The organism is Mesorhizobium sp. Cs1299R1N1, assembly GCF_037179655.1.
GTDB lineage: Bacteria > Pseudomonadota > Alphaproteobacteria > Rhizobiales > Rhizobiaceae > Mesorhizobium > Mesorhizobium salmacidum.
In genome coordinates this window covers 121,615-143,261 of the sequence record NZ_JAPYKR010000002.1, presented here as the reverse complement: position 1 = coordinate 143,261, position 21,647 = coordinate 121,615, and the positions used below count along the sequence as shown (strand labels likewise).

The following is a 21,647-nucleotide window of genomic DNA, read 5'->3' as shown; positions in this document are numbered from 1 at the left end:
GAGCGGCCGATATGTCGGTCGCAACGGTTCAGGGTTCGATCGAGACGCGGATCTCGTAGACGTTGACCGCCTTGCCCTGTTTGTCGAAATCGGAATTGATGGCGATGGTTCCGGCTGAGCCGGGATGCTTGTCGGGGAACTTCAGGTCGAACAGATATTCGTTTTTCTGCTGGCCGACCGCGTAGCGCTTGCGGCCGCAGTCGCCGAGTTCGCCGAAATTGCAGTCGACCGAGATCTGCGTGTCCTTGCCGTCCTCGGCGCGGGCGATGATGTCGAACACGGCGTGCTTGCCGGCGAGTTTTTCCAGCACGCCCTGCCCGACGTCGAAGGCGATCGCCGAGCCGGAGGCGCCGGACTGGATGCGCAGGAACGGTCCGCTGTCGTCCTTCATCACCTCGGCCTTGGCGTCCGACGGGGCGGCGACATGGGTCGGGTCGGTCGGCGAAAACACATTGATCCAGTCGCGCGACTGATCCGCGGCACCGGGCTTTGCCGGTGCATTGGCGCCGTCGGCCGGGGTAAAATCGTCGTCCTCGACCGTCGGCGGCGCTTCCGGCGGCGCGGTATTGAGCTGCGCCGCCGTTTTGAACACACCGGTCTGCATGGCGAAGTACAGTCCGATACCAATCGCCGCGAGCAGCGTGACCGTGAAGAAAATGGCGGTCAGCGGCAGGCGCCGGCCGCGTATGCGCCGCTCATCGCGGTCGGGCGCCACTTCCGTCGCGGCTCCCGGCGCGGCGGGAGCCGACATGTCGATGGCTGGCGCGCTGGGAAGACTGGCGTCCGGCATGATGTCGGGAACCACCGGCAGCACGCGCGAGCGCGGCGCGTCGGATCCGGGCTGCACGGGGCCGTCGACGGCGACGGCGGGCGATGGCGCCCTCGGGCCGGCCTCGATCGCCGGCGCCGCGCCGCCCTCGGCCTCGCCTGCCGGCGTGTCGATCTGCGGGGCAACGCCGGGCACCGCCGGCAGATACTCGGATTCGATTTCGGTGATTTTCGCCTGGATAGCCTTGCGGCGCTTGATGGCGACTTCCACGGTCACGCCGGGATTGGCCTGGAGCGCACGGTCGAGCGCGGCGAAGGCCGCACGATAGACCCTCTCGCGGAACGCGCGGTCCTCGGCGTTGCCCTTTTCCAAGGCGTTCCGGATCGCTTTTTCGATCGCGTCCAAGCGAGGTCCCTCTGCAAATTGCCACAAGCTTTCATGATGGTTAGCGGCAGGCGACCAATCAATCAACGGGCGGGCAGCCGCATTCTGCCTCGACGGGCCGTTCAAAGTCCATCTTCGCGATGTTCCGGCAAACAAAATCGGAATCTGCCGGCGATTCCAGCATGCAGGGACGCCAGAACCCCGGTTTCGATCGCGGCGGGCCTCTTGCATGATTTGCCAAGTCGCATCTTGAATTCGCGGCCGGTTGAGTCTATCACCCAGCCCATCTTGGAGGCCTTGGCCTCCCGGGCCGCTTTAGCTCAGTTGGTAGAGCACATCATTCGTAATGATGGGGTCAGGTGTTCGAGTCACCTAAGCGGCACCAATTCCTCTTGTCCACCTGCATGCTGCAATCAGCACCTGCGTCACTGCCCGTGCAGTGGATCGCGACGCTGGCGAAGCATATCCGCCATTGTCGAGACCGGGGTTTGATGTGAAACTCGCGGTGTCAGCATGGGAGGTCCAAATGCCCAACACTTTCAAGACCGGAGACGTCGTCAAGCTGAGGTCGGGAGGCCCGAGGATGACGGTCAGCGACGGCGCCGCTTCCGGCATGTATCTCTGCCACTGGTTCAACCGCGAGGGCGATGTGTGGACCCCGCAACACGCGGGGTTCAAGCAGGAGCAACTGGTAGCCGCCGATCAATCGACGTAATTCCCGCTTTAGCCAAGGGATGGCCGGGCCGGGGCGAATCCAGACGCGCCGGACGAGGTGTTCTGCTGTTTCCGGGACCGCCACGGTCCGTCATCGCCGGCAAGCGGCGTGATCGACATTGGTGACCGACGGATTTTTATGATCACGACGTTTAACGGCTGAAGCGTGACCGTGGCATTGGGCCATGGCAATGCGCCAACCGGAGACGTGAAGCATGATACGCCGTTCGATCCTTGCCACTGCCTTGAGCGTGCTGACCACCGCGGCTCTGGCCCAGACAGCGACACAGCCACCGGCCGCGACGCCACCGGCCGCCGCGTCGCCCGCTGGCACATCGTCGGCTGGCACATCGTCGGCTGGCGCATCGTCGGCCGCCAAGTCCGACATCACACTGGCCAAGTTCCAGAAACGGCGGGAGAGGGCGATCATGGCCGCCGACACGGACGGCGACGGCAAGATCAGGCTGCTCGAATGGCAGGCCTTTCAGGCCAAACGCAACGTCAGGCGCGCCCCCGCCAAATCCTTCGCGCGCATCGATTCCAACCATGACGGCTTCATCGACCGGGCCGAGCTCGATGCGTTCTTCGCCAAGCGCTTTGCCAGGCTGGACAAGAATGGCGACGGCATTCTGACGGTCGACGAGAGGCCGAGCCACAAATCCGCTCCCAAGCCGGAGCAGTGATCAAGAGGCTATGACGTGTGATGGATATCGGGAGTGCGCCAGCCGATGAGCGCCGATCCGGACGAGGAGCTGGTTCGTCGGGTCGGTGCTGGCGATCCCGCGGCGGTGCAGGCGCTCGTCGCGCGCAAGCTGCCGCGCATCCTTTCGCTTGCCGTGCGCATGCTGGGCGATGCGGCGGAGGCCGAGGATGTCGCGCAGGAAACCTTCGTGCGCATCTGGCGTCATGCCTCGAAGTGGCGGCGTGGCAATGCACGCTTCGACACCTGGGTCCACCGCGTGACGCTCAACCTTTGCTACGACCGGCTGCGCCGGCGCCGCGAATGGGTGACCGACGAGATGCCGGACATTGTCGACCCCGCTCCGCTTCCCGATTCCCATCCTGGCGAAGAGGCGCATCGGGTCGAGCAGGCCTTGCAGGCAATCGCGCCACGCCAGCGCGAGGCGATCATCCTGGTCTACTATCAGGAGATGTCCAACATCGAGGCGGCCGCGACCCTGGAGATCAGTGTCGATGCCCTGGAGAGCCTGCTGTCGCGCGGCCGGCGGGCGCTGCAGGCGATGCTGGCCGGGGATGGCGGCCATGACTGAGAAAGGCGCGCGCCCGTATACTGTACGTTCAACCCGCCTTGCGGGCGTCCGGTTGGTCTGCGTTGTTTCCGACCCGCGTGGGCACGCGGCACCGAGGTGCAAGGGGAAAACAAATGGCTGAAGACATCGAAGACGGGCCGGCAATGGATGCCAAGCGTTTCGCGGCGCTGGCGGATGCCTATGGCGGCGATTTGCGCCGCTGGCCGGAAGCGGAACGCGAAGCCGCCAGAGCCTTCGTTTCAAGTGAAGCGGGCCAGGCCATTTCGCGACAGGCCGACACACTTGACGCCCTGCTTGACAGCTATAGCGTCCAGCATCCCGGCAAGGCGCTGCACGGCAGCATCCTGCGCGCAGCCGACCGGCACCTCGTCCAGCGCCGGCGTCATCGGTTCTGGTGGCTGGGTCTGGGACTCGCCGGCATTGGTCTGGCGGGCGCCGTCGCCGGGCTGGCGTTGGTGAGCGTCGTCACGCCGGAAGCCGGATCGGATCACTATGTGCTGGATGCCAATGTAACGGCGTTCGGCGATGCCGGGCCCGATGCCGAAAACGGCGAGGAGAGCCTATGAGCATGGGCCGCAACCTCATCATCGCATCGGTGGTGCTGAACGTCTTCCTGGCCGGGGCGCTTGCCGGCGGGGCCGTCTGGATAAGAAGCGGCAAGTCCGGCCAGGGCTATTCGCTGGAAGCCGCCGGCGGCCGGCTTCCAGACCAGGAGCGCATGCTGTTCCGCAAGGCACTGCGCGAAGTGCGGCGCGAATCCCGCCAGGTCATCCTCGATGGTCAGCAGGCCAGGCGCGAGGCAGCCGACCTGCTGCGCCAGCCGGTTGTCGACACGGCGGCCCTATCGGCTGCGCTGGAGCGGGCCCGCAACGCCGACATCGCCGTGCGCACGCGGCTTGAGCAGCGCATCATCGAATTCGCGGCGGCGGGTTCGGCCGCGGATCGCGCCGTGCTGGCGGAAGGGCTGGCCCGGCGGGCCGGGCCGCAGCCGAAGGCAGAGCCAAAAAAATCGCCATGACGACCGACGGAAAACGCCCGCAAGGCCGTTTAACCGGGAGAAGGGCAGACCTGCCGGACCAATCGGTGCGAACAGGTTTTTCATTCTCGGACAACATTCGGAGTAACATCATGAACCGCCTGACACAGTATGCGGCAGCAGCCGTCCTCGCCTTGACCGGAACCGCAGCAACCGTCGCGACCTCCGCCGCCATGCCGATGGTGGCGCAACCGGCCGCCCCGGCGCTGATCGAGCATGTGGCCTGGGGTTGCGGACCCGGCTGGCATCCCAATCCCTGGGGGCGCTGCGTTCCCAACCGTGTCGTGGTGTATCCGCGCTACCGCTATTGGCACGGCCCGGCTTACTACGGCTGGCATCCGCACCGCCACTGGCACCGCTGGAACCGCTGGTAAGCGCGTGGGAAGGGCCGGGCGGCACCCGCCTGCCCGGCCGCCTATCCCCGGTTCAAGCTGGGGAAACAGCCCAATCGGGCGTCGCGCACCTCGCATGAGATCCAACCATGGAGCGCTGACATGGCAGCCCAGGCTAAAGATTCCGCGCCGCCGGATCCCGCCCTGATCGCCTTCAACCGCTTTGGCCTCGGAGCCCGACCCGGCGACCGCGACAGGTTGGCGAACGACCCACGCGGCTATCTCAAGGCGGAACTGCGGCGGCCCGACGTCGCCATGATATCGCTCGACGACCCCACCTATGCCGATCTCAAGGGAAGCACGCCTGCCATCCAGGCCAGCATGGCGGCGAACCTCCAGCGCAAGCTGGACCGGGAGCGAATGGCGACAGAGCAGCCGGCAACGGGCACGCCAGCCTCGGCTTCGGCCATGCCGCCAGCCGCCGCACCGGGCATGTCGGCGCCCGCCGCCCCGGCCGCTGCCAAGGCCAAGCCCCCCGTGCCGCCCGTCGAGGCCATCTTGTTCCGGGCCGAGGCCCAGGCGCGCTTCGACAAGGCAATGCAGGCCGAGGCCGGCTTCGTCGAGCGCCTCGTCTATTTCTGGTCGAACCATTTCTGCGTCTCCGTGGCCAAGGCCAACATCGTGCGCGCCAGCGCCGGGGCCTTCGAACGGGAAGCCATCCGGCCCTTCGTGCTCGGCCGCTTCGCCGACATGCTCATGGCGGTGGAGCGGCATCCGGCCATGCTGTTCTATCTCGACAACCAGCAGTCGATCGGCCCGGGGTCCCGCGCCGGCAAGAACCGGCAGCGCGGGCTCAACGAGAATCTCGCCCGCGAGATCCTGGAACTGCACACGCTCGGTGTCGGCAGCGGCTATAGCCAGGCCGACGTCACCAGCTTCGCGCGCATCCTGACCGGCTGGACGATGGCCGGGCGGGAAGGACGGCTGGGCGAACCCGGCAGTTCCGTCTTCAACGCCAATGCGCACGAGCCGGGCGACGCGGTGCTGCTCGGCAAGACCTATCCGGCTGGCGGCATGGGCCAGGCCGAGGCCGCGCTCAATGACATCGCCCGTCATCCGGCGACCGCGCAACACATCGCCACGCAACTTGCCCGCCATTTCATAGCCGATGACCCGCCGCCAGCGGCGGTCGCCCGTCTCGCAAAGGTGTTCGTCAAGAACGACGGCAATCTCAGGGCACTGGCGGCGGCGCTCGTCGACCTGCCGGAGGCGTGGTCGACGCCCCTGGCCAAAATGCGCTCGCCCTTCGATTATGTCGCTGCCATCAGGCGGGCGGCCGGCCAGGGACCGAACGATCCCGGCCAGTCGCTCAACTGGCTCAACGCACTGGGTCAGCCGCTCTGGCAGCCGCCGGGACCGAACGGCTTTTCCGACCAAGCGGACAGCTGGGCATCGGCCGAGGGCATGAAGATCCGCCTCGACATCGCTTGGCAGGCCGCCAGGCAAGTGAAAGATATCGGCAATCCCAACGACATGCTCGACGCGATCATCGGGCCCTCCGCCTCGCCGGAGACGCGGCAGGCGGTCGCCCGCGCCGAGTCCAAGCAGCAAGGCCTGGCGCTGCTGCTGATGGCGCCCGAATTCCAGCGCCGATAGCTCGAGCGATAGGTCCGGCGCCGACAACTCCCATGGAGACCAAGTCATGAGCCTGCTGTGCGAAAGCCCTCACCCTTCCCGCCGCGCCGTGCTGATGACCGGCGGCGCGCTGTTTGCCTGGGCTTATCTGCCCCGCTTCGCCCGCGCCGCCGACAACCGCGACCCGCGCCTGATCGTCATCGTGCTGCGTGGCGCGCTGGACGGCCTGTCGGCGGTCGGTCCGGTCGGCGACCCCGACTATGCCGGCCTGCATGGCGACATCGCCCTGTCGCTTTCCGGTCCGCATGCGGCGCTGCCGCTCGATGCGTTCTTCGCGGTCAATCCGGCGATGCCGGTGTTTGCGCGCCTGTTCAAGGCAAGCCAGGCGGCGGTCGTGCATGCGGCGGCGACCGGCTATCGCGAGCGCTCGCATTTCGACGGACAGGATGTGCTGGAAAGCGGCTTTGCCGGCCCCGGCCATGTCGCCACCGGCTGGCTCAACCGGGCGCTGGAGAGCCTGCCGGCAGGCGACCGCGTGGCGACGCTTGGCGGCCTGGCCGTCGGACCATCGACGCCGCTGGTGATCCGTGGCGCGGCACCGGTGCTCGGCTGGGCGCCGCAATCGCTGCCAACGCCGGCAGGCGACCTCGCGACGCGGGTTCTCGATCTTTACCAGCACCGCGATCCGATGCTGGCGGTGGCGCTGCAGAAGGGCCTCGACGCCAACAAGATGGCGCTCGACGACCAGATCGGCGTCAAGGCGATGAAGCCTAGAGGCGGCCTAGACAGCGCCGCCGGCATGCGGCAGGCCGCGCAAGGTGCGGCCAGGCTGATCGCGGCCGATGACGGGCCACGCGTCGCGGCACTCGCCTTCGACGGCTGGGACACGCATGTCAACGAGGGTGGCGCGACCGGTCGGCTCGCCACTTTGCTCGGCGGCCTCGACGGGGCGTTCGAGGAATTCGAAAAAGGTCTCGGCGAACGCTGGAAGGATACGGCCATCGTCGCGATCACCGAATTCGGCCGCACGGCGCGGATCAACGGCACGGTCGGCACCGATCACGGCACCGGCACCGTGGTGCTGCTCGCCGGCGGCGCGATCAAGGGTGGGCGCGTCATCGCCGACTGGCCGGGGCTGAAGCCCGCGCAACTTTACCAGCAACGCGACCTTGCGCCGACCAGCGATGTCAGGGCGGTGCTGAAAGGCCTGCTCGCCGACCAGTTCGGACTTTCGGCCGCGGTGCTCGGCGAGAAGGTATTTCCGGACTCAGGTGCGGTGAAGCCGATGATGAACCTGATTGTCTGACGTCTGGCGACGCCGCGTTTTCTGCCGCGGCGCCGTCTCGCTCTTGCCGGTGATCAGGCGGCCTCGACCTTGGCGGGCGCGAAGTCTTCGCCGCGCACCAGCCTGGTCACGCCGACGAAATCGATCTTGCCCGAGCCAAGCACCGGCACATGCGCCACGACGCGCACCTCGGCCGGCACCATCAGGTCCATGGCGCCGTTTGCCTTGGCGAAGGCCAGAAACTCGGCGCGCGTCGCCTTTTCGGCTTCGGTGATGAGCACCAGCTTTTCGCCCTTGCGCAGGTCCGGCACGGTCGCGACCGCCGAGAGCGATCCTTTCCACAGCTCGCCCGCCAATGCTTCGACGGCAGCCAGCGAAATCATCTCGCCGCCGATCTTGGCGAAGCGCTTGGCGCGGCCGCGAATGCTGACGAAGCCCGCATCGTCGATGCTGACGATGTCGCCGGTGTCGTGCCAGCCGTCCTGCAGCGGCTCGAGCACACCAGGCTTTTCGGCCCTGAGATAGCCCGCCATGACGTTTGGGCCGCGCACGAACAGCCGTCCGCCACCTTCGACGCCGATCACCGGTTCCAGGCGGTACTCCATGCCGGGCATGATTTTTCCGACCGTGCCTGATTTGTTGTACATCGGCGTGTTGATGGAGATCACCGGCGCCGTCTCGGTAACGCCATAGCCTTCGAGAATGCGCAGGCCGAACTTCTCCATATAGGTTTCGCGGGTCGAGGCCTTGACCGGCTCGGCACCGGAAAAGCAATAGCGCACCGAGCGGAAATCATAGGGATGGGCGGTGCGCGCATAGCCGCTGAGGAAGGTGTCGGTGCCGAAGATGATCGTCGCGTTCGAGGCGTAGACCAGTTCCGGCACGATGCGGTAGTGCAGCGGCGAAGGGTAGAAATAGACGGGAACGCCGGACACCAGCGGCAGCACCGTGCCCGCCGTCAGACCGAACGAATGGAAGATCGGCAGTACGTTGAACACCTTGTCGCCCGAATGAAAATCGATGCGCGAGGCGGCCTGTGCGGCATTGGCCAGGATGTTGCGATGGGTTAGCACCACGCCCTTCGGCGTGCCTTCGGAGCCCGAGGTGAACAGGATCACGGCCGGGTCGGTGGCCTTGCGGGCAACCCTGGGCGTGGTCTTGCGCAACAGGCCAAGCAGCTTGTCCTTGAGGCCGATGCTTGCACGCAGATCATCGAGCCAGACGATTTTGACCGACCGGCCGACCTCCTCGACGATTGCGCCAAGCTTGGCCTGCTCGACAAAGGCCCGAGAGGTCAGGATGGTGGTTACCTGCGCCGCCTTGCAGGCGGACAGGATGTTGGTGGCACCGGCGGTGAAGTTGATCATCGCCGGGACCTTGCCGGCCGACATGACGCCGAGCAGCGCGGCACAGGCGCCATTGGCGTTGGGCAGCATGATGCCGAGCGTGTCCTGTCCGGCATAAAGCGTCTCGAACTTCTCGCCGAGCACCGCGACGCCAGTGAGCAGCTTGCCGTAGCTCAGCGAACCGGCGACCGGATCCTGCACGGCAAGTTGCTGCATGCCGCGCTCGGTCGCCGTCTCGATGATCCTTTCGAGCACGGTCTTGTCGATATGCTGGGTGCGGAAGACGAGGTCTGACATCACCTGGTAGAGCGCGGCACCGGCGGCGGCCCGGCGCTTGCGGCCTTTCAGATCGTTGTCGACCTTGAGCTTGACCGGCGGCAGTATGGTGACCCTGACCTTCGGGAACAGGCGGCGGCGCACGTGCTGCGCCGTCAGCCGCGAGAAGGGGCTTTTCTCCAGCCCCTCGATCCGGATCGGCACCACCATCGAGCCGGTCTTGTCGGCCACCATGGCGGCGCCGTCATAGACCTTCATCAGCCCGCCGGTGACGGTGATGCGGCCCTCGGGAAAGATGACCAGCGGATCGCCGTTCTGCACGATCTTGATCAGCGTGCGCGTCGACATCGGCTTGGCCGGATTGAGCGGCAGGGCGCGGGTCAATTTGAGGAACGGCTTCATCCACCATGCCTGCGCGATCGTGTAGTCGATGGCGAAGACCGGCTCTTCATCGGTCAGCGTCAGCGCCAGCGGGCCGTCGAGGAAGCTGACATGGTTGAGCGCCAGGATCGGCGCCGGACCTGCGGCCTTGAGGTTTTCCAGGCCCTCCACTTCCAGGCGATGGAAGGCACGGAAGAGAATGGAGACGAAGTCGCGGAAGGCGTTGGTCGGCAGATATTTCAACATCAGCCAGGCGGCCACGGCATTGAAGGCGGCAAGCCCGAACAGCACGCTGGCAATAGAGACGCCCGCGGCCTGAATGGCGGCGACGAGGATGCCGCCCATCGTCATGAAGCCGGCGTTGACGATGCTGACAGCGGCGACGACGCGGGCGCGGCGCGCCTCGGGCGACCAGGCCTGCACGGCGGCGAAGGTCGGCACCACCAGGAAGGCGCTGGAAATGGCCATGCCGGCAAGGTCGATCGCAACGCGGATCGTGTTTGGCCCTGCGAAGAAGAGGCCAAGGGTTTCGGCCTTGGGCGAAGGCTGCATGCTCCAGATCGTCCAGGCAAGGTGCAAGCCGAACAGTGCCAGCAGCGCCGTGCCGACCGGCGCCGGGAGCAGCACCATGCGGCCTTGCGACATCCAGGCGGCGATCGCCGAGCCGATGGCGATGGAGACGGCGAACACCGCGAGATAGGCGGTGACCGCGATCTCGTTGCCGCCGAGATGATCCTTGATCAGCGTGGGCAGGATCGAAAGCACGATGGCGCCGATCAGCCAGAACCACGAGGTCATCAATCCGGCGCGCCAGATGCGCGTGTCGGTGCGCAATTCGCTGACCTGCCGCCATGTCGAGCGGAAGATGTTCCAGTCGATGACAAGGTTCGGCGCGGCGGAGCCGGTCGAAGGGATGGAGCGGCTGACGGCCCAGCAGCCGACCGCCAGGATCATCATCATCGGGCCGAAGACGGCGACACCAATGCCGTCGGCGGAGACGACGCCGCCCACGATCGTGCCGCCAAGGATGGCGGCGAAGGTCGCCGACTCGATCCAGGCGTTGGCGCGGGGCAATTCCTTGCGCTCGAGATGATCCGGCAGGATGCCGTATTTGATCGGCCCAAACAGTGCCGAGATGACGCCGAACATCAGCAACGCGGTCATCAACACCGGGATCGACGAAAGCGCGATGCCGACGACCGCGACGGCGGCGGCGCCGATCTCGGCAAATTTCAGCCGGCGGGCGATGAGCGCCTTGTCGAAGCGGTCGGCAATCTCGCCGCCCAGCGCCGACAGCAGCAGGAACGGAGCCATGAACACGGCGCCAGCCAAGGTGACCAGCGACGCCGCCTGGTCGGCGGCGAGTGTGAAGAGGATCAGGAACACCAGCGTGTTCTTGAGGAAATTGTCGTTGAAGGCGGACAAGAACTGCGTCCAGAAAAGCGGCGCGAAGCGCCGCGAAAGCATGAGATGCGTGTTCATGGCGATTTCCCATTTGGCGGAACCACGCGGCGATGCTCCGGTGATCCCCGCGGGTTCATGCGCTGTTTCAATCGTTGTAATAACGTGAGCTGGTTAAACTTCTTACCGCGTCTGATCTTCGCAGCGATCACAAGTCCAGGCTCGTTTCGGCCAGCGGCCCTGCCCGGTGTCTATCGTGGAGCTGTTCAACATTGCGCTTCTCCCTATGAACAATGTTCATGGCGCCAACTTACCACAACGTGAACAATGTTCAAGCGTAAAAATGAACGACGTTCACAAGAGAGCGGATTGATGATCGAGGAGGTGCAACGGTGGCGGCCAGCCGTGTTGCCGTGGCCAGAGTCGCGAATGCGGTTGGTCGGCGCGATCGGCGGAGGTCACCCGCTGAAACTCAGATGATTGGAGATGACCCCAACGTCGCCACGGTCTTCAGCGCGCCGTCGAGCATGTCGCCCTTCTCGTCCTTCAGCGCCGCCTCGCGCAGGCGTCGGAGCCAGTCGGCGGCGTCGGCGCGGCCCTTGAGCAGGTCGAGAGCAGAGAGTACGCGGTCGAATTTCGACTGAGCGCGCACATGGGTGTCGCTGTAGCCCTTGATCAGCCGGCGGCAGTTGAGGATTTCGACGGCAACGGCGTAGTCGACCGGCACGTAGCCAAGCGCCAACGTATACCAACCTTCCAGATGCGCGGTCTCGACCTTGTGGCGCAGCAGGCCGCGGCGCCAGCGGCGCAGGCCGCCGATGAACCACAGGGCGGCAAAGCCGGCAAAGCTGTCGGTGCGGATGCGGCGGCCACGGTTGATGCGGCGGTCGAGAAAGCCGGCGAGCTTGGGCCGGTTCTCGATGTAGCTGCCGAGCCCCGCCGGCAGCGTGCCGCAGAACTCCTCGATGCGGGGATGGAAATACTCGGTCACTTGCAGGACCGAACCGTCCTTTACGCCAACCTCCTTGCGCACCCGCCTGTCGCGGGTCGAGCGCGTCTTCAGATCGGCGACGCGGATCATGTCGTCATAGCACATGGCATTGGCCAGATGCTTTGCGGCGGCGATGGACAGCGCATGGGCGTGGCCGGCGCTGTCCAGCGCGACGGCCTTATCCAGCCGGTCGAGATATTCGCGCCCATAGGTGATGTCCTGATAGTCGACGACCTTTCTCAGGCCGCGAAGCGCCATGTCGCGCACGGCCAGAGGCATCAGCTCGATGCGAGCGGCCAGCGCCTGCCATCCCTGGAGCAGATTTTGCGGACCGCTCACGCGACCGGTACCCTGGGCGGATTCGACAATCGCTGGCTCCGCCGGCTTCGACGAAGGTGTTGCCGCCAGGCCCCGCGCGCGATCGAACGCGGCGCTAAAGGCCGCGAGGCTAGCTTTGACGCCACGGCCGCCGGTGCCGATCGCCTGTTCATAACTTTCACGGGTAAACGGCAGTGCGTCGGAGCCGGCCAATGCGCCAAGCAGGCTGGCCGAGATCATCGACCCGTTGTCGGCGGCGATCTTTTCCATGTCGAAAGCGATGAAGCGCTTCGACGCGGCCTCAGCCGTTGCATGGACCTTGGACGACGAGGCGCGGCCGTCGCCCGGTTCGATCTTTTCCGACACGGCGGCGATGCGGTGCGAGGAGGCGATCAGCGTCGTGCGGTTGGGGGTGACGAAGCCCCTGATGATCGCACGGCCGGCTTCCATCAATTCGGCGGCGATCAAGATGTCGACATCGCCCTGCGAGGGCGACAGCGCGAACACCGGCAGCCGGCCGGTGTCGCGGGCCATTTCGATATAGTAGATGGTGGCGCCGGTGCGCTGGGCGACGCCGGCGACCGAGGTCGATTGCGCGACATAGCCATTGCGCTCGGCGACATCGGTGATCCAGTCGGCCAGCACGCCGCCGCCCTGGCCGCCAACGGCCAGCACTGCGAGCTTGATCACCGGCTCATCGGCAGCACCGGACCTGGGACGCAGGGAAGGAACAGGCTCAAGCATCGGCGAATATCAGGCGCCGGCTTTCGCGCCGCCTCTGCAGCAAGCCGATCGTCGCGCGGCGTGCCGCTTGCAGGAAGCGATCCCAGCGGCTTGGATTGTGCACGACATCGGCGCGGTAGAAGGAAGGGCACAGCACCGCGGCGTCCGCCACCTCGCCGCAATTGCCGCAGCCGACGCAGTTCTGGTCGATCGATGCGACCGGATCGTCGCGCAGCGGATCGTCGAGCGATTTGACCGACAGCGACGGGCAGCCGGACAGCCGCATGCAGGCGTGGTCGCCGGTGCAGATGTCCTCGTCGACGCCGAACTTCGGCTTGACGACCCTTGTCCCACCCTTGATCGCCTTGTCGACCAGCGGCTTTTCGCGGCGCTGGCGATTGAGCATGCACTCCGACGAGGCGACGATGACTTTTGGCCCCTTCTCGTCCGTCGTCAGCGCCTCGCGCAACGTGTCCTGCATCTTGCCGACATCGTAGGTGCGGTCGACATGGCGCAGCCATTTGACGCCCATGCCTTTCACCGCCTCGGTGATTGGATGCTTGGTCGACTTGGTCTTGTTGCCGGCGCGCGACGACAGGATGTCCTGGCCGCCGGTGGCGGCGGAGTAAAAATTATCGACGATGACGATGACGCCGTCATTCTTGTTGAACACCGCATTGCCGATCGAGGAGGTCAGGCCGTTGTGCCAGAAGCCGCCGTCGCCGACGAAGGAGATCGAGCGGCGCTTGGCGTCGGGCGAATTGAACGCCGAGGCCGAGGCGGGTCCCAGTCCGTAGCCCATTGTGGTGGCGCCGAGCTCGAAAGGCGGCATGATCGAGAACAGATGGCAGCCGATGTCGGAGGCGATGTGGTGCTTGCCGAGTTCCTGCTCGACCAGCTTGGTCGCGGCGAAGATCGGCCGCTCCGGGCAACCGATGCAGAAGCCCGGCGGCCGGCCCGGCACGACGTTGACCAGATCGGCCGTGTCGACGCCGTCGCCAACCTTATTGGGCGCGCGCACCTCGCCCGGCAAAAGATGCGGCGCCTCGGCGCGCAGGAAGGCACCGATGCCGTCGAGCATAACCTGGCCAGTATATTCGCCGGCCATCGGCAGATGCTCCTTGCCGACCAGCCTGGTGCCGCGCCCCGCCTTGTGCAGCATCGCGGCAAAAGCCTGTTCGATATAGTTGGGCTGGCCTTCCTCGACCACCAGCACCGCCTGCTTGCCCTCGCAGAAGGCGAGGAACTCGTCATCGACCAAGGGATAGACGGCGTTGAGCACGTAGAGCGGCACATCCGTGTCGCCATAGGTGTCGGCAAGGCCGAGCCGCTGCAGCGCACGGATGACCGAATTGTACATGCCGCCCTGCATGACGATGCCGACCGAGCCGTGGTCCGAGCCGAAGAACTCGTTGATCTTGTTCCTGGCGATGAAATCCACCGCCGCCGGCCAGCGCTTTTGCACCTTCTCCTTTTCGTGCAGGAAGGAGGCGGGCGGCAACACGATGCGTCCGGTGTCGCGGCGCGGCGCGTCGAGCGCATCGGCCACCGTCATCGGCGGACGCTTGTTGTCCTTGGCGATGAAATGGCCGTGCACGTGGCAGCAGCGGATGCGCACCTGTAGCATGACCGGCGTGTTGGAGATTTCCGACAGCTCGAAACCATCCTCCACCGCCTTGACGATGGATGGCAGGTTGGGGCGCGGGTCGAGCAGCCAGACCTGGCTTTTCATGGCGAAGGCATGGCTGCGCTCCTGCATGATGGAGGAGCCCTCGCCATAGTCCTCGCCGACGATGATCAGCGCGCCGCCGGTGACACCGCCGGACGCGAGATTGGCCAGCGCATCGGAAGCGACGTTCGTGCCGACGGTGGACTTGAAGGTCGCGGCACCACGGATCGGGTAGTGCACCGAGGCGGCGAGCATGGCTGTGGCGGTGGCTTCCGAGGCGCTGGCCTCGAAATGCACGCCGAGCTCGCCCAGAATGTCCTGCGCATCGGCCAAAACATCCATCAGATGGCTGATCGGCGCGCCCTGGTAGCCGCCGACATAGCCGACGCCGCATTGCAGCAGCGCCTTGGTGATGGCGAGGATGCCCTCGCCGGCAAATTCCTCGCCGGCGCCGAGCCTCAGCTTTTCGACTTCCTTGGCAAAAGACCGTTCAGCCATCTCTGCCTCCTTCCGTTGCCGCCGACAGCCGGCGGCGCGTACATCTAGATGTCGTGCTTGCGAATGTTCTTCAGCATCTTCAAAAGCGTCGCGATGAGTGCTGCATATTCGGCGTCATCGATATCGTCGAACATGGCCTCGAACGCATCGTGCATGGCCGGCCAGGCGCGAGTGAACTCGGCGCGGCCCTCGTCGGTCAGGAACACGTGGCGGATGCGGCTGTCGGTGACGCCCTGCTCGCGCCGCACGAACCCTTGCCCCTCCAGCGTGTCCAGCGTGCGGCTCAAGGTCGACTGCTCGATGACGGTATAGACCGAGAGGTCGTTGACGGTGACGCCGTCGGCGACCGACAGCACGGCGAGCGTGCGCACCTGCGAAATCGTCAGGCCCTGCTTGCGGAAATCATCACGCAGGGTGGCGTTGTAGCGGCCCATGATGCGGTTCATCAGATAGGGCGCGAATTGCTGCAGGCCGATCTGACCGAGGGTCGAAATGCGTTGGCGTTTTTCGGCGACCTTCTGTTCCATCACAGTTTCCCCGCCAGCAGGAAACCGGAGCCGCCGCCGAGTCCGGCACCGGGATGGGTCGAGGCACCGATATGGTAGAGGTTCTTGATGCCGGTCTGGTGATTGCGGCTGGTCTTGAACGGCCGCCACAGGAACGACTGGTCGATAACAGAGGAGCCGCCATAAGGGTCGCCGCCGACCAGGTTGATGTTCATCGTTTCGAGATCGGCCGGCGAATAGGCGCGGCGCGCGATGATGCTGTCCTTGAAGCCGTCGATATGGCTGGCGAGGATCGCTTCAACGCGATCGGCATAGGCCTCGCGCAGCGCCTCGGTCCATTGCCCGTCAGCCGGTGCCTGCAGCTTGCCGGCGGCGTCGCCCTTGATGTGGCGCGGCGCCTCGGGCAGTTGCAGCCACAGGATCGCCTTGCCTTCCGGACAGCGCGACGGGTCGAGCGCATGCGGCTGGCCGACACAGATGGTCGGCACCTCCGGCAGCATGCCGCGTGCCGCCTCGTTGCAGGCTTTCGAGACGCCATCCAATCCAGGCGTCAGATGCAGCAGCGCCACCTTGTCGAGGCCCTGGCCACGCCAGGACGGCGGCTTGTCGAGGGCGTAGTGGATCTGGAAATTGCCTTTGCCATAGCGGTATTTCCGCGTCGCTTCGACGTCGCCCTTCGGAGCATCCTTGCCGAGCAGGCGACCGTAAAGCTGCGTCGGCGTGACCGAGCAGATGACGCTCTTGGTGGCGTGAACCGTTTCGCCCGAGGCCAGCCGTACGCCTGTGGCGCGACCTCCGGCCAGGAGAATGGAGGCAACGTCCGCTTCGGTGGAAATGACGCCGCCGCGTTCCTTGATGAGCGCCTCGAAAGCCGCCAGCAGGTTCTGCGCCCCGCCCTTGACGATCGGCGCGCCGGCCGCCTCCAGCGCGAAGGCGATCACCTTGGCGATCTGGCCGGAAAAGGCGTCTTCGGGACCAAGCCCGGCATGCAGCACCCACGGCGCCCAGAGCGCGCGGACTGTCTCCGACTGATACGTGCCTTCCAGCCAGCTACGCGCCGGCACCAGGGCGTCGCCGAGAAAGGCGGCAAGCCCGCGCGGACCACGCCGCCAGGCATCGCCGGCCAGCAGCTTCGCGGTCGGGTACGACCACAGGCTACCACCCAGCAGGCCGAACAGCAGGCCGGCATTGCGCTCGATGCCGCCGACATCTTCCGCGTGGCGGTCGCCGTCGCCAGCAGCGATCCTGTTAAGCGCGGCGATGTTGGCGGCACGGTCGGTGGTGAGCACCGCGTGGCTGCCGTCCGGCCGCAGCACTCCGGTCGGCGTGCCGGTATGGCAGAATTCCAGCCCGTGCCGGGCGAGATCGGCGCCCAGTGCCGCGAATGCCGGCGAGGTGATGAACAGCACGAAGGTCGTTGCCATCACATCGTGGATGAAGCCGGGCGCGGTGATCTCCTCGGTGCGCATGCAGCCGCCGATGCGGTCGTTGCGCTCCAGCACGAGCACCTTGGCGCCCTTGCCGCCGAGCATCGCCGCGCAGACCAGCGCATTGATGCCGCTGCCGACGATGATGTGATCGGGGGCGTTCACCGGCGGGTGCTCCCGGTCGGGAGGTGGGGGTCAATTGCGCGGGGTAGCGTTCCTTGGCGCCCCCCTCTGTCCTGCCGGACATCTCCCCCTCTAGGGGGGAGATCGACCGTCGTAGCGGATTTCGCCAATCTCCTACGCAGAAGAAGTGAGTGGGGCGCCAGAACTGCCAATCTCCCCCCTAGAGGGGGAGATGTCCGGCAGGACAGAGGGGGGCGCCGTAGAGCGCCAGCGCCACGCGGCCGGCGCTCTCCCTTTGTTCCCTTTGTCACTACAACATCACCTGCAACAACCATGATCTTCTCCCGAAGACCGCCCTCGCCCTATTTGCCCGCAACCAGCGCCAGCGCGCGGATCGGGCTGCCGGTGCCGTGCTCGATCTTGAGCGGGGCCGCGATCAGGATCGCGCCTTTCGGCGGCAGCTGGTCGAGATTGCAGAGACTGGCGAGGCCGTAGCGGTTGGCCTTGTGCATCAGCGTGTGCGCCGGGAATGGCGGCTCCATGCCGCCGGCTTTGCCGGCATCGGTGCCGATGGTCTCCGAGCCCCAGCCCTTGATGTCCTTGCTGATCAGGAACTGGATGGCTTCCGCCGTCGGGCCGGGCGTGTGCGGGCCGGTTTCGTTGGCATTGAGGAATTCGGCTTCCGAGCCGTTGCGCTTATACCAGTCGGTGCGCATCACCACCCACTCGCCGGCGTTGATCGCGCCATGCTTGGCTTCCCAGGCCTTGATGTGGTCGACGGTGAGCAGGAAATCGTGATCGGCGGCGGCTTCCTTCGAACAGTCGATGACATTGACCGGCCCGATGAAATTCTGCGCCGGAATGGTGTCGGTGGCGCCGTCCGGATAATCCTTGCCGGAGATCCAATGCTGCGGGGCGTCGAAATGCGTGCCGGAATGCTCGCCAAGCTTCAGCCAGTTCCACGCCCACCACGGACCGTTCTTGTCATAGCGGGAGATCGAATGGATTTCGACCTTCGGCGTGTCGACCGCAAGTTCCGGCGGCAGCTTGATCAGCGGTGTGTCCGGCCCGAGCGGCGCTGTCAGGTCGACCACCTTGATGGCGCCGGAAAGGAGCTGGGCGGCGACTTCGCCGAGGAGTTTTTGGCTGTCCATGGTCTCTGTTCCCTCTTGTCTGACATGATCAAGGCTCGTCTCGGCCCTTAATATCCTACTAGACGAAAACATATGCATCTGCAATTATCTTTAAGCATAAAGGAAATGGGAACGGGGCGTGAGCGAGTTCGACGCCATCTTTGTCGGGGCGGGCCACAACACTCTGGCATGCGCCGCGCATCTGGCGCTCAAGGGCTGGAAAACCGGGGTTTTCGAACGCGGCGCAACAATCGGCGGCGCCGTCCAGACCCGCGAGTTCACCCTCCCCGGCTTCCGCCACGATTTCGGCGCGATGAATCTGAGCCTGTTCGCCGGCTCGGCGTTCCACCGGAAATATGCAAATGAATTGAAAGCGCAGGGGCTGGAGTTCGCCCCGGTCGCCGACTGTTTCGCCAGCACCTTTCCGGATGGACGCTGGTTCGGGGTCAGCAACGACCTGGAAAAGACCGCCGGCCACATGGCTGCCTTTTCGGCCGCCGATGCCGCGACATGGCGCAGGCTGGTTGCCGCCTTCCCGGCCGAAGCCGAGCATTTGTTCAAGCTGCTGGGATCGCCGATGAGCGCCCGGGCGCTTGCGGGCACCGCATGGAACCTGTGGCGCAAGAAGGGTGTTTCGGGCGCGCTCGACACCGGCCGGCTGCTGTTGACTTCGCCGCGTGCCTGGCTGGAGGAAAATTTCGAGTCTCCACACATCAGGGCGACGCTCGCCACCTGGGGCATGCATCTCGACTTCGCGCCCGACATCGCCGGCGGTGCCGTGTTTCCCTATCTGGAATCGATGGCCAACCAGAGTTTTGGCATGGTGCTGGGCAAGGGCGGCGCCGACACCATCATCCGGGCGATGGCCGGCATGGTGACATCCGCCGGCGGCAGGATCGTCACCGGCGCCGATGTCGCCGAGATCACGGTCTCCGGCGGCAAGGCGACAGGTGTGCGGCTTGTTTCCGGCGAAACGCATACGGCCACCAAGGCGGTGATTGCAGGGGTGGCGCCCAAGGCGCTGTCCGGCAAGCTGCTGCCCGGCGGTTCCGGCGACGCCGGCTTCGACACGGCGATGCAGAAGTTTCGACATGCGCCGGGCACGATGATGATCCACCTGGCGCTGGACGATTTGCCGGATTGGCGCGCCGGGGCAGAGTTGCGCCAGTTCGCCTATGTGCATCTGGCGCCGTCGCTCGACCAGATGTCGCGCACCTATCAACAGGCGGTGGCAGGCATGCTGCCGGACGAACCGGTGCTGGTCGTCGGCCAGCCGACCGCGGTCGATCCGTCGCGTGCACCCGCGGGCAAACATGTTCTGTGGGTGCAGGTGCGCATGCTGCCCGCCGAAATCGTGGGCGACGCCTCGGCCAAGATCGCGCCAGCGCATTGGGACGAGGTCAAGGATGCCTATGCCGACCGCGTGCTCGACATCATCGAAACCCACGCGCCTGGCCTGCGCGCAAAAATCCTCGATCGCGCGGTGTTTTCGCCCATCGATCTCGAGCGCGAGAACCCGAACCTCGTCGGTGGAGACCAGCTCTGCGGCAGCCATCATCTGGCGCAGAATTTCCTGTTCCGTCCGGCGCGCGGCTATGCCGGCTGGAACACGCCGGTAACCAATCTGCATCTCACCGGCGCCGCGACATGGCCCGGTGCCGGCACGGGTGCCGCCTCGGGCTTCATGCTCGCGCAACAGCTTGGCGGGAGATAGACGATTTCATGAGGGCGACGACAGGCAAGGCGCTGCTGCCGACGAAGCCGAATCAATGACCGGACGAAGCTGCGCGAAGACAAAACAACAAGGGGAACGACCATGACAATCAACAGACGCGAATTGCTTGGATATAGTGCCGCGGCACTTGGCGTGGCCGCCGTCGGCCTGCCGAAGATCGCCCAGGCTGCCGCCGGCGAACTGACCATCGCCTACAACGTCAACCTGCCGTCCTGGGATCCGACCACCGGACCGTCCGCCGTCAACCCGACCATCCAGGGCCTCTATCAGTCGGTGTTCGACCAGTTCATCCCGCAGAAGCCTGACCTGTCCTTCGCGCCTGGCCTTTTGACGGAATGGGGCTGGAACGAGGACCGCACCAAGATCATGATGACAGTGCGCGAAGGCGTGAAATGGCATGACGGCTCGCCGTTCACGCCGGAAGACGTCGTCTGGTCGCTGCAGCGGGCGGGCGACGAGAAGACCGGGAACCCGATCCAGTTCGTCTGGAAGAACGTCAGCAATTTCAAGATCGACGGCAACAAGATCACAGGCGACGTCGTCCAGTTCGACCCGGTTTATTTCAAATGGATGTCGTTCCTGACCGGCTACATCATGCCCAAAGCCTATTACGAGAAGGTCGGCGCCGAAGGTTTCGAGAAGGCGCCGATCGGCACCGGCCCTTATATGGTCGAGAAGTTCGAGCGCAACGCCTTCCTGCGGTTGAAAGCCAATCCGAACTATTGGGGTGGCAAGCCGGCCTTCGAGAATGTGACGATCAAGTTCGTCACCGATGCGGCGAGCCGCGTCGCCGAGATCGAATCCGGCTCCTCGCAGGTGACGCTCGAAATCCCCTACGAGGAGTATGACCGCCTGATCGCCAAGGAGGGGCTCGCCGGCTCGATCAAGAATGTTTCCGACATCGGCATGATCTTCTTCAACGACATCGAAGCAATGCTCGACAAGAACGTGCGCCAGGCAGCCGTCATGGCGGTCGACAAGGAGCTTCTGGTCAAGCGGCTGCTGCGCGGCTACGGCCAGCCGATCGCCACGCTGGAAACGCCGGAATATGCGGCCTTCGACGCCTCGATCAAGGTGGAGCACAATCCGGAGAAAGCCAAGGAACTGCTGGCCGCCTCAGGCTATTCGCCGGAAAAGCCGGTCAAGTTCACCATCCAGACGACCAAGGGCTTCAAGCCCAAGGATTATGAGATGATCCAGGCGATCGTCGGCATGTGGCGCAAGGTCGGCATCGAGGCGACGATCGAGGTCTACGAGATCGCCAAGCACTACGAGCTGCGCGCCGCCGACAAGCTCGCGCCCGCGGCCTTCTACAACTGGGGCAACGCCATTGGCGATCCGACCACTTCGACCGGCTTTGCCATGTATGGACCGAGCCCGCATTCGGTCTGGGACAGCCAGGACCTGATCGACATGATCAACCCGCTGTGGAGAGAGAAGGACGAGGCCAAGCGCATCGCCGGCTGGAAGGCGGTCGACAAATACATCGCCGAGCAGGCCTATGTGCTGCCGCTGATGCAGTACGCGCAGCCGATCGTGCATGCCAAGGGCGTCAACGTGGTGCAGCATATTTCAGGCGCGCTGCTGCCGGCCCTGATGACCCCGGCCTGAGACAGACGACAAGGAGCGCCGTCGCAAGACGGCGTGCAACTTACGCAGGCCCTCTCATCCGGCCCTTCGCGCCACCTTCCCCC

General features: G+C 65.3%; 17 protein-coding genes and 1 tRNA gene. 11 read left to right on the top strand and 7 right to left on the bottom strand.

Annotation, left to right across the window (positions count from 1 at the left end; all coding sequences use genetic code 11):
• Positions 1-28 precede the first annotated feature (28 nt).
• Complete coding sequence (locus tag O7A70_RS04160; RefSeq protein WP_337139171.1) at positions 29-1,174, bottom strand: hypothetical protein; 1,146 nt, start codon at positions 1,172-1,174, stop codon at positions 29-31.
• 288 nt (positions 1,175-1,462) lie between these two features.
• On the opposite strand from O7A70_RS04160, the gene O7A70_RS04155 reads away from it, so the two are divergent.
• From O7A70_RS04155 to O7A70_RS04115, 9 genes are all read left to right on the top strand, one after another.
• A tRNA-Thr gene (locus O7A70_RS04155) sits at positions 1,463-1,538 on the top strand.
• A 141-nt stretch (positions 1,539-1,679) separates the two neighbouring features.
• Positions 1,680-1,868 carry a YodC family protein gene (locus tag O7A70_RS04150; RefSeq protein ID WP_027142105.1) on the top strand — a complete coding sequence of 63 codons (189 nt, stop codon included), beginning with the start codon at positions 1,680-1,682 and terminating at the stop codon, positions 1,866-1,868.
• Between the two features lie 214 nt (positions 1,869-2,082).
• Complete coding sequence (locus tag O7A70_RS04145; RefSeq protein WP_337139169.1) at positions 2,083-2,550, top strand: EF-hand domain-containing protein; 468 nt, start codon at positions 2,083-2,085, stop codon at positions 2,548-2,550.
• A 45-nt stretch (positions 2,551-2,595) separates the two neighbouring features.
• Positions 2,596-3,138 carry an RNA polymerase sigma factor gene (locus O7A70_RS04140; protein ID WP_337139166.1) on the top strand — a complete coding sequence of 181 codons (543 nt, stop codon included), beginning with the start codon at positions 2,596-2,598 and terminating at the stop codon, positions 3,136-3,138.
• Positions 3,139-3,251: 113 nt separating this feature from the next.
• Positions 3,252-3,704 carry a hypothetical protein gene (locus O7A70_RS04135; protein ID WP_337139165.1) on the top strand — a complete coding sequence of 151 codons (453 nt, stop codon included), beginning with the start codon at positions 3,252-3,254 and terminating at the stop codon, positions 3,702-3,704.
• Positions 3,701-4,156, top strand: a complete 456-nt coding sequence (locus O7A70_RS04130) for a periplasmic heavy metal sensor (RefSeq protein ID WP_027142109.1) — start codon at positions 3,701-3,703, stop codon at positions 4,154-4,156. Before O7A70_RS04135 ends, O7A70_RS04130 begins: the two co-directional genes overlap by 4 nt.
• Before the next feature lie 110 nt (positions 4,157-4,266).
• Entirely contained in the window at positions 4,267-4,548 is a 282-nt protein-coding gene (locus O7A70_RS04125; protein ID WP_337139162.1) for a GCG_CRPN prefix-to-repeats domain-containing protein, read from the top strand.
• 120 nt (positions 4,549-4,668) lie between these two features.
• The gene (locus O7A70_RS04120; protein WP_337139160.1) at positions 4,669-6,162 is read left to right on the top strand and encodes a DUF1800 domain-containing protein; all 1,494 of its coding nucleotides are present in this window, start codon (positions 4,669-4,671) and stop codon (positions 6,160-6,162) included.
• A gap of 46 nt (positions 6,163-6,208) precedes the next feature.
• Positions 6,209-7,447 (top strand): DUF1501 domain-containing protein, encoded by a 1,239-nt coding sequence (locus O7A70_RS04115; RefSeq protein ID WP_337139158.1) that lies wholly within the window; start codon positions 6,209-6,211, stop codon positions 7,445-7,447.
• Positions 7,448-7,500: 53 nt separating this feature from the next.
• Here O7A70_RS04115 and O7A70_RS04110 read toward each other — a convergent pair whose 3' ends face one another.
• The 6 genes from O7A70_RS04110 to O7A70_RS04085 form a co-directional block, all read right to left on the bottom strand.
• Positions 7,501-10,911 (bottom strand): acyl-[ACP]--phospholipid O-acyltransferase, encoded by a 3,411-nt coding sequence (locus tag O7A70_RS04110; RefSeq protein WP_337139156.1) that lies wholly within the window; start codon positions 10,909-10,911, stop codon positions 7,501-7,503.
• Positions 10,912-11,302: 391 nt separating this feature from the next.
• Positions 11,303-12,883, bottom strand: coding sequence for an indolepyruvate oxidoreductase subunit beta family protein (locus tag O7A70_RS04105; RefSeq protein WP_337139154.1), 1,581 nt, complete (start codon positions 12,881-12,883; stop codon positions 11,303-11,305).
• Entirely contained in the window at positions 12,876-15,029 is a 2,154-nt protein-coding gene (locus O7A70_RS04100) for an indolepyruvate ferredoxin oxidoreductase subunit alpha (RefSeq protein ID WP_337139153.1), read from the bottom strand. Before O7A70_RS04100 ends, O7A70_RS04105 begins: the two co-directional genes overlap by 8 nt.
• A gap of 44 nt (positions 15,030-15,073) precedes the next feature.
• On the bottom strand, positions 15,074-15,556 hold the full coding sequence (locus tag O7A70_RS04095; RefSeq protein ID WP_140510587.1) for a MarR family winged helix-turn-helix transcriptional regulator: 483 nt from the start codon (positions 15,554-15,556) through the stop codon (positions 15,074-15,076).
• The gene (locus O7A70_RS04090) at positions 15,556-17,127 is read right to left on the bottom strand and encodes a phytoene desaturase family protein (protein WP_337139151.1); all 1,572 of its coding nucleotides are present in this window, start codon (positions 17,125-17,127) and stop codon (positions 15,556-15,558) included. Before O7A70_RS04090 ends, O7A70_RS04095 begins: the two co-directional genes overlap by 1 nt.
• Before the next feature lie 320 nt (positions 17,128-17,447).
• On the bottom strand, positions 17,448-18,239 hold the full coding sequence (locus O7A70_RS04085; protein WP_337106135.1) for a cyclase family protein: 792 nt from the start codon (positions 18,237-18,239) through the stop codon (positions 17,448-17,450).
• A gap of 118 nt (positions 18,240-18,357) precedes the next feature.
• On the opposite strand from O7A70_RS04085, the gene O7A70_RS04080 reads away from it, so the two are divergent.
• Positions 18,358-19,932: a phytoene desaturase family protein gene (locus tag O7A70_RS04080; RefSeq protein ID WP_337139149.1), complete on the top strand. Its 1,575-nt coding sequence runs from the start codon at positions 18,358-18,360 to the stop codon at positions 19,930-19,932.
• Between the two features lie 102 nt (positions 19,933-20,034).
• Positions 20,035-21,564, top strand: coding sequence for an ABC transporter substrate-binding protein (locus O7A70_RS04075; RefSeq protein WP_337139147.1), 1,530 nt, complete (start codon positions 20,035-20,037; stop codon positions 21,562-21,564).
• Positions 21,565-21,647 lie beyond the last annotated feature (83 nt).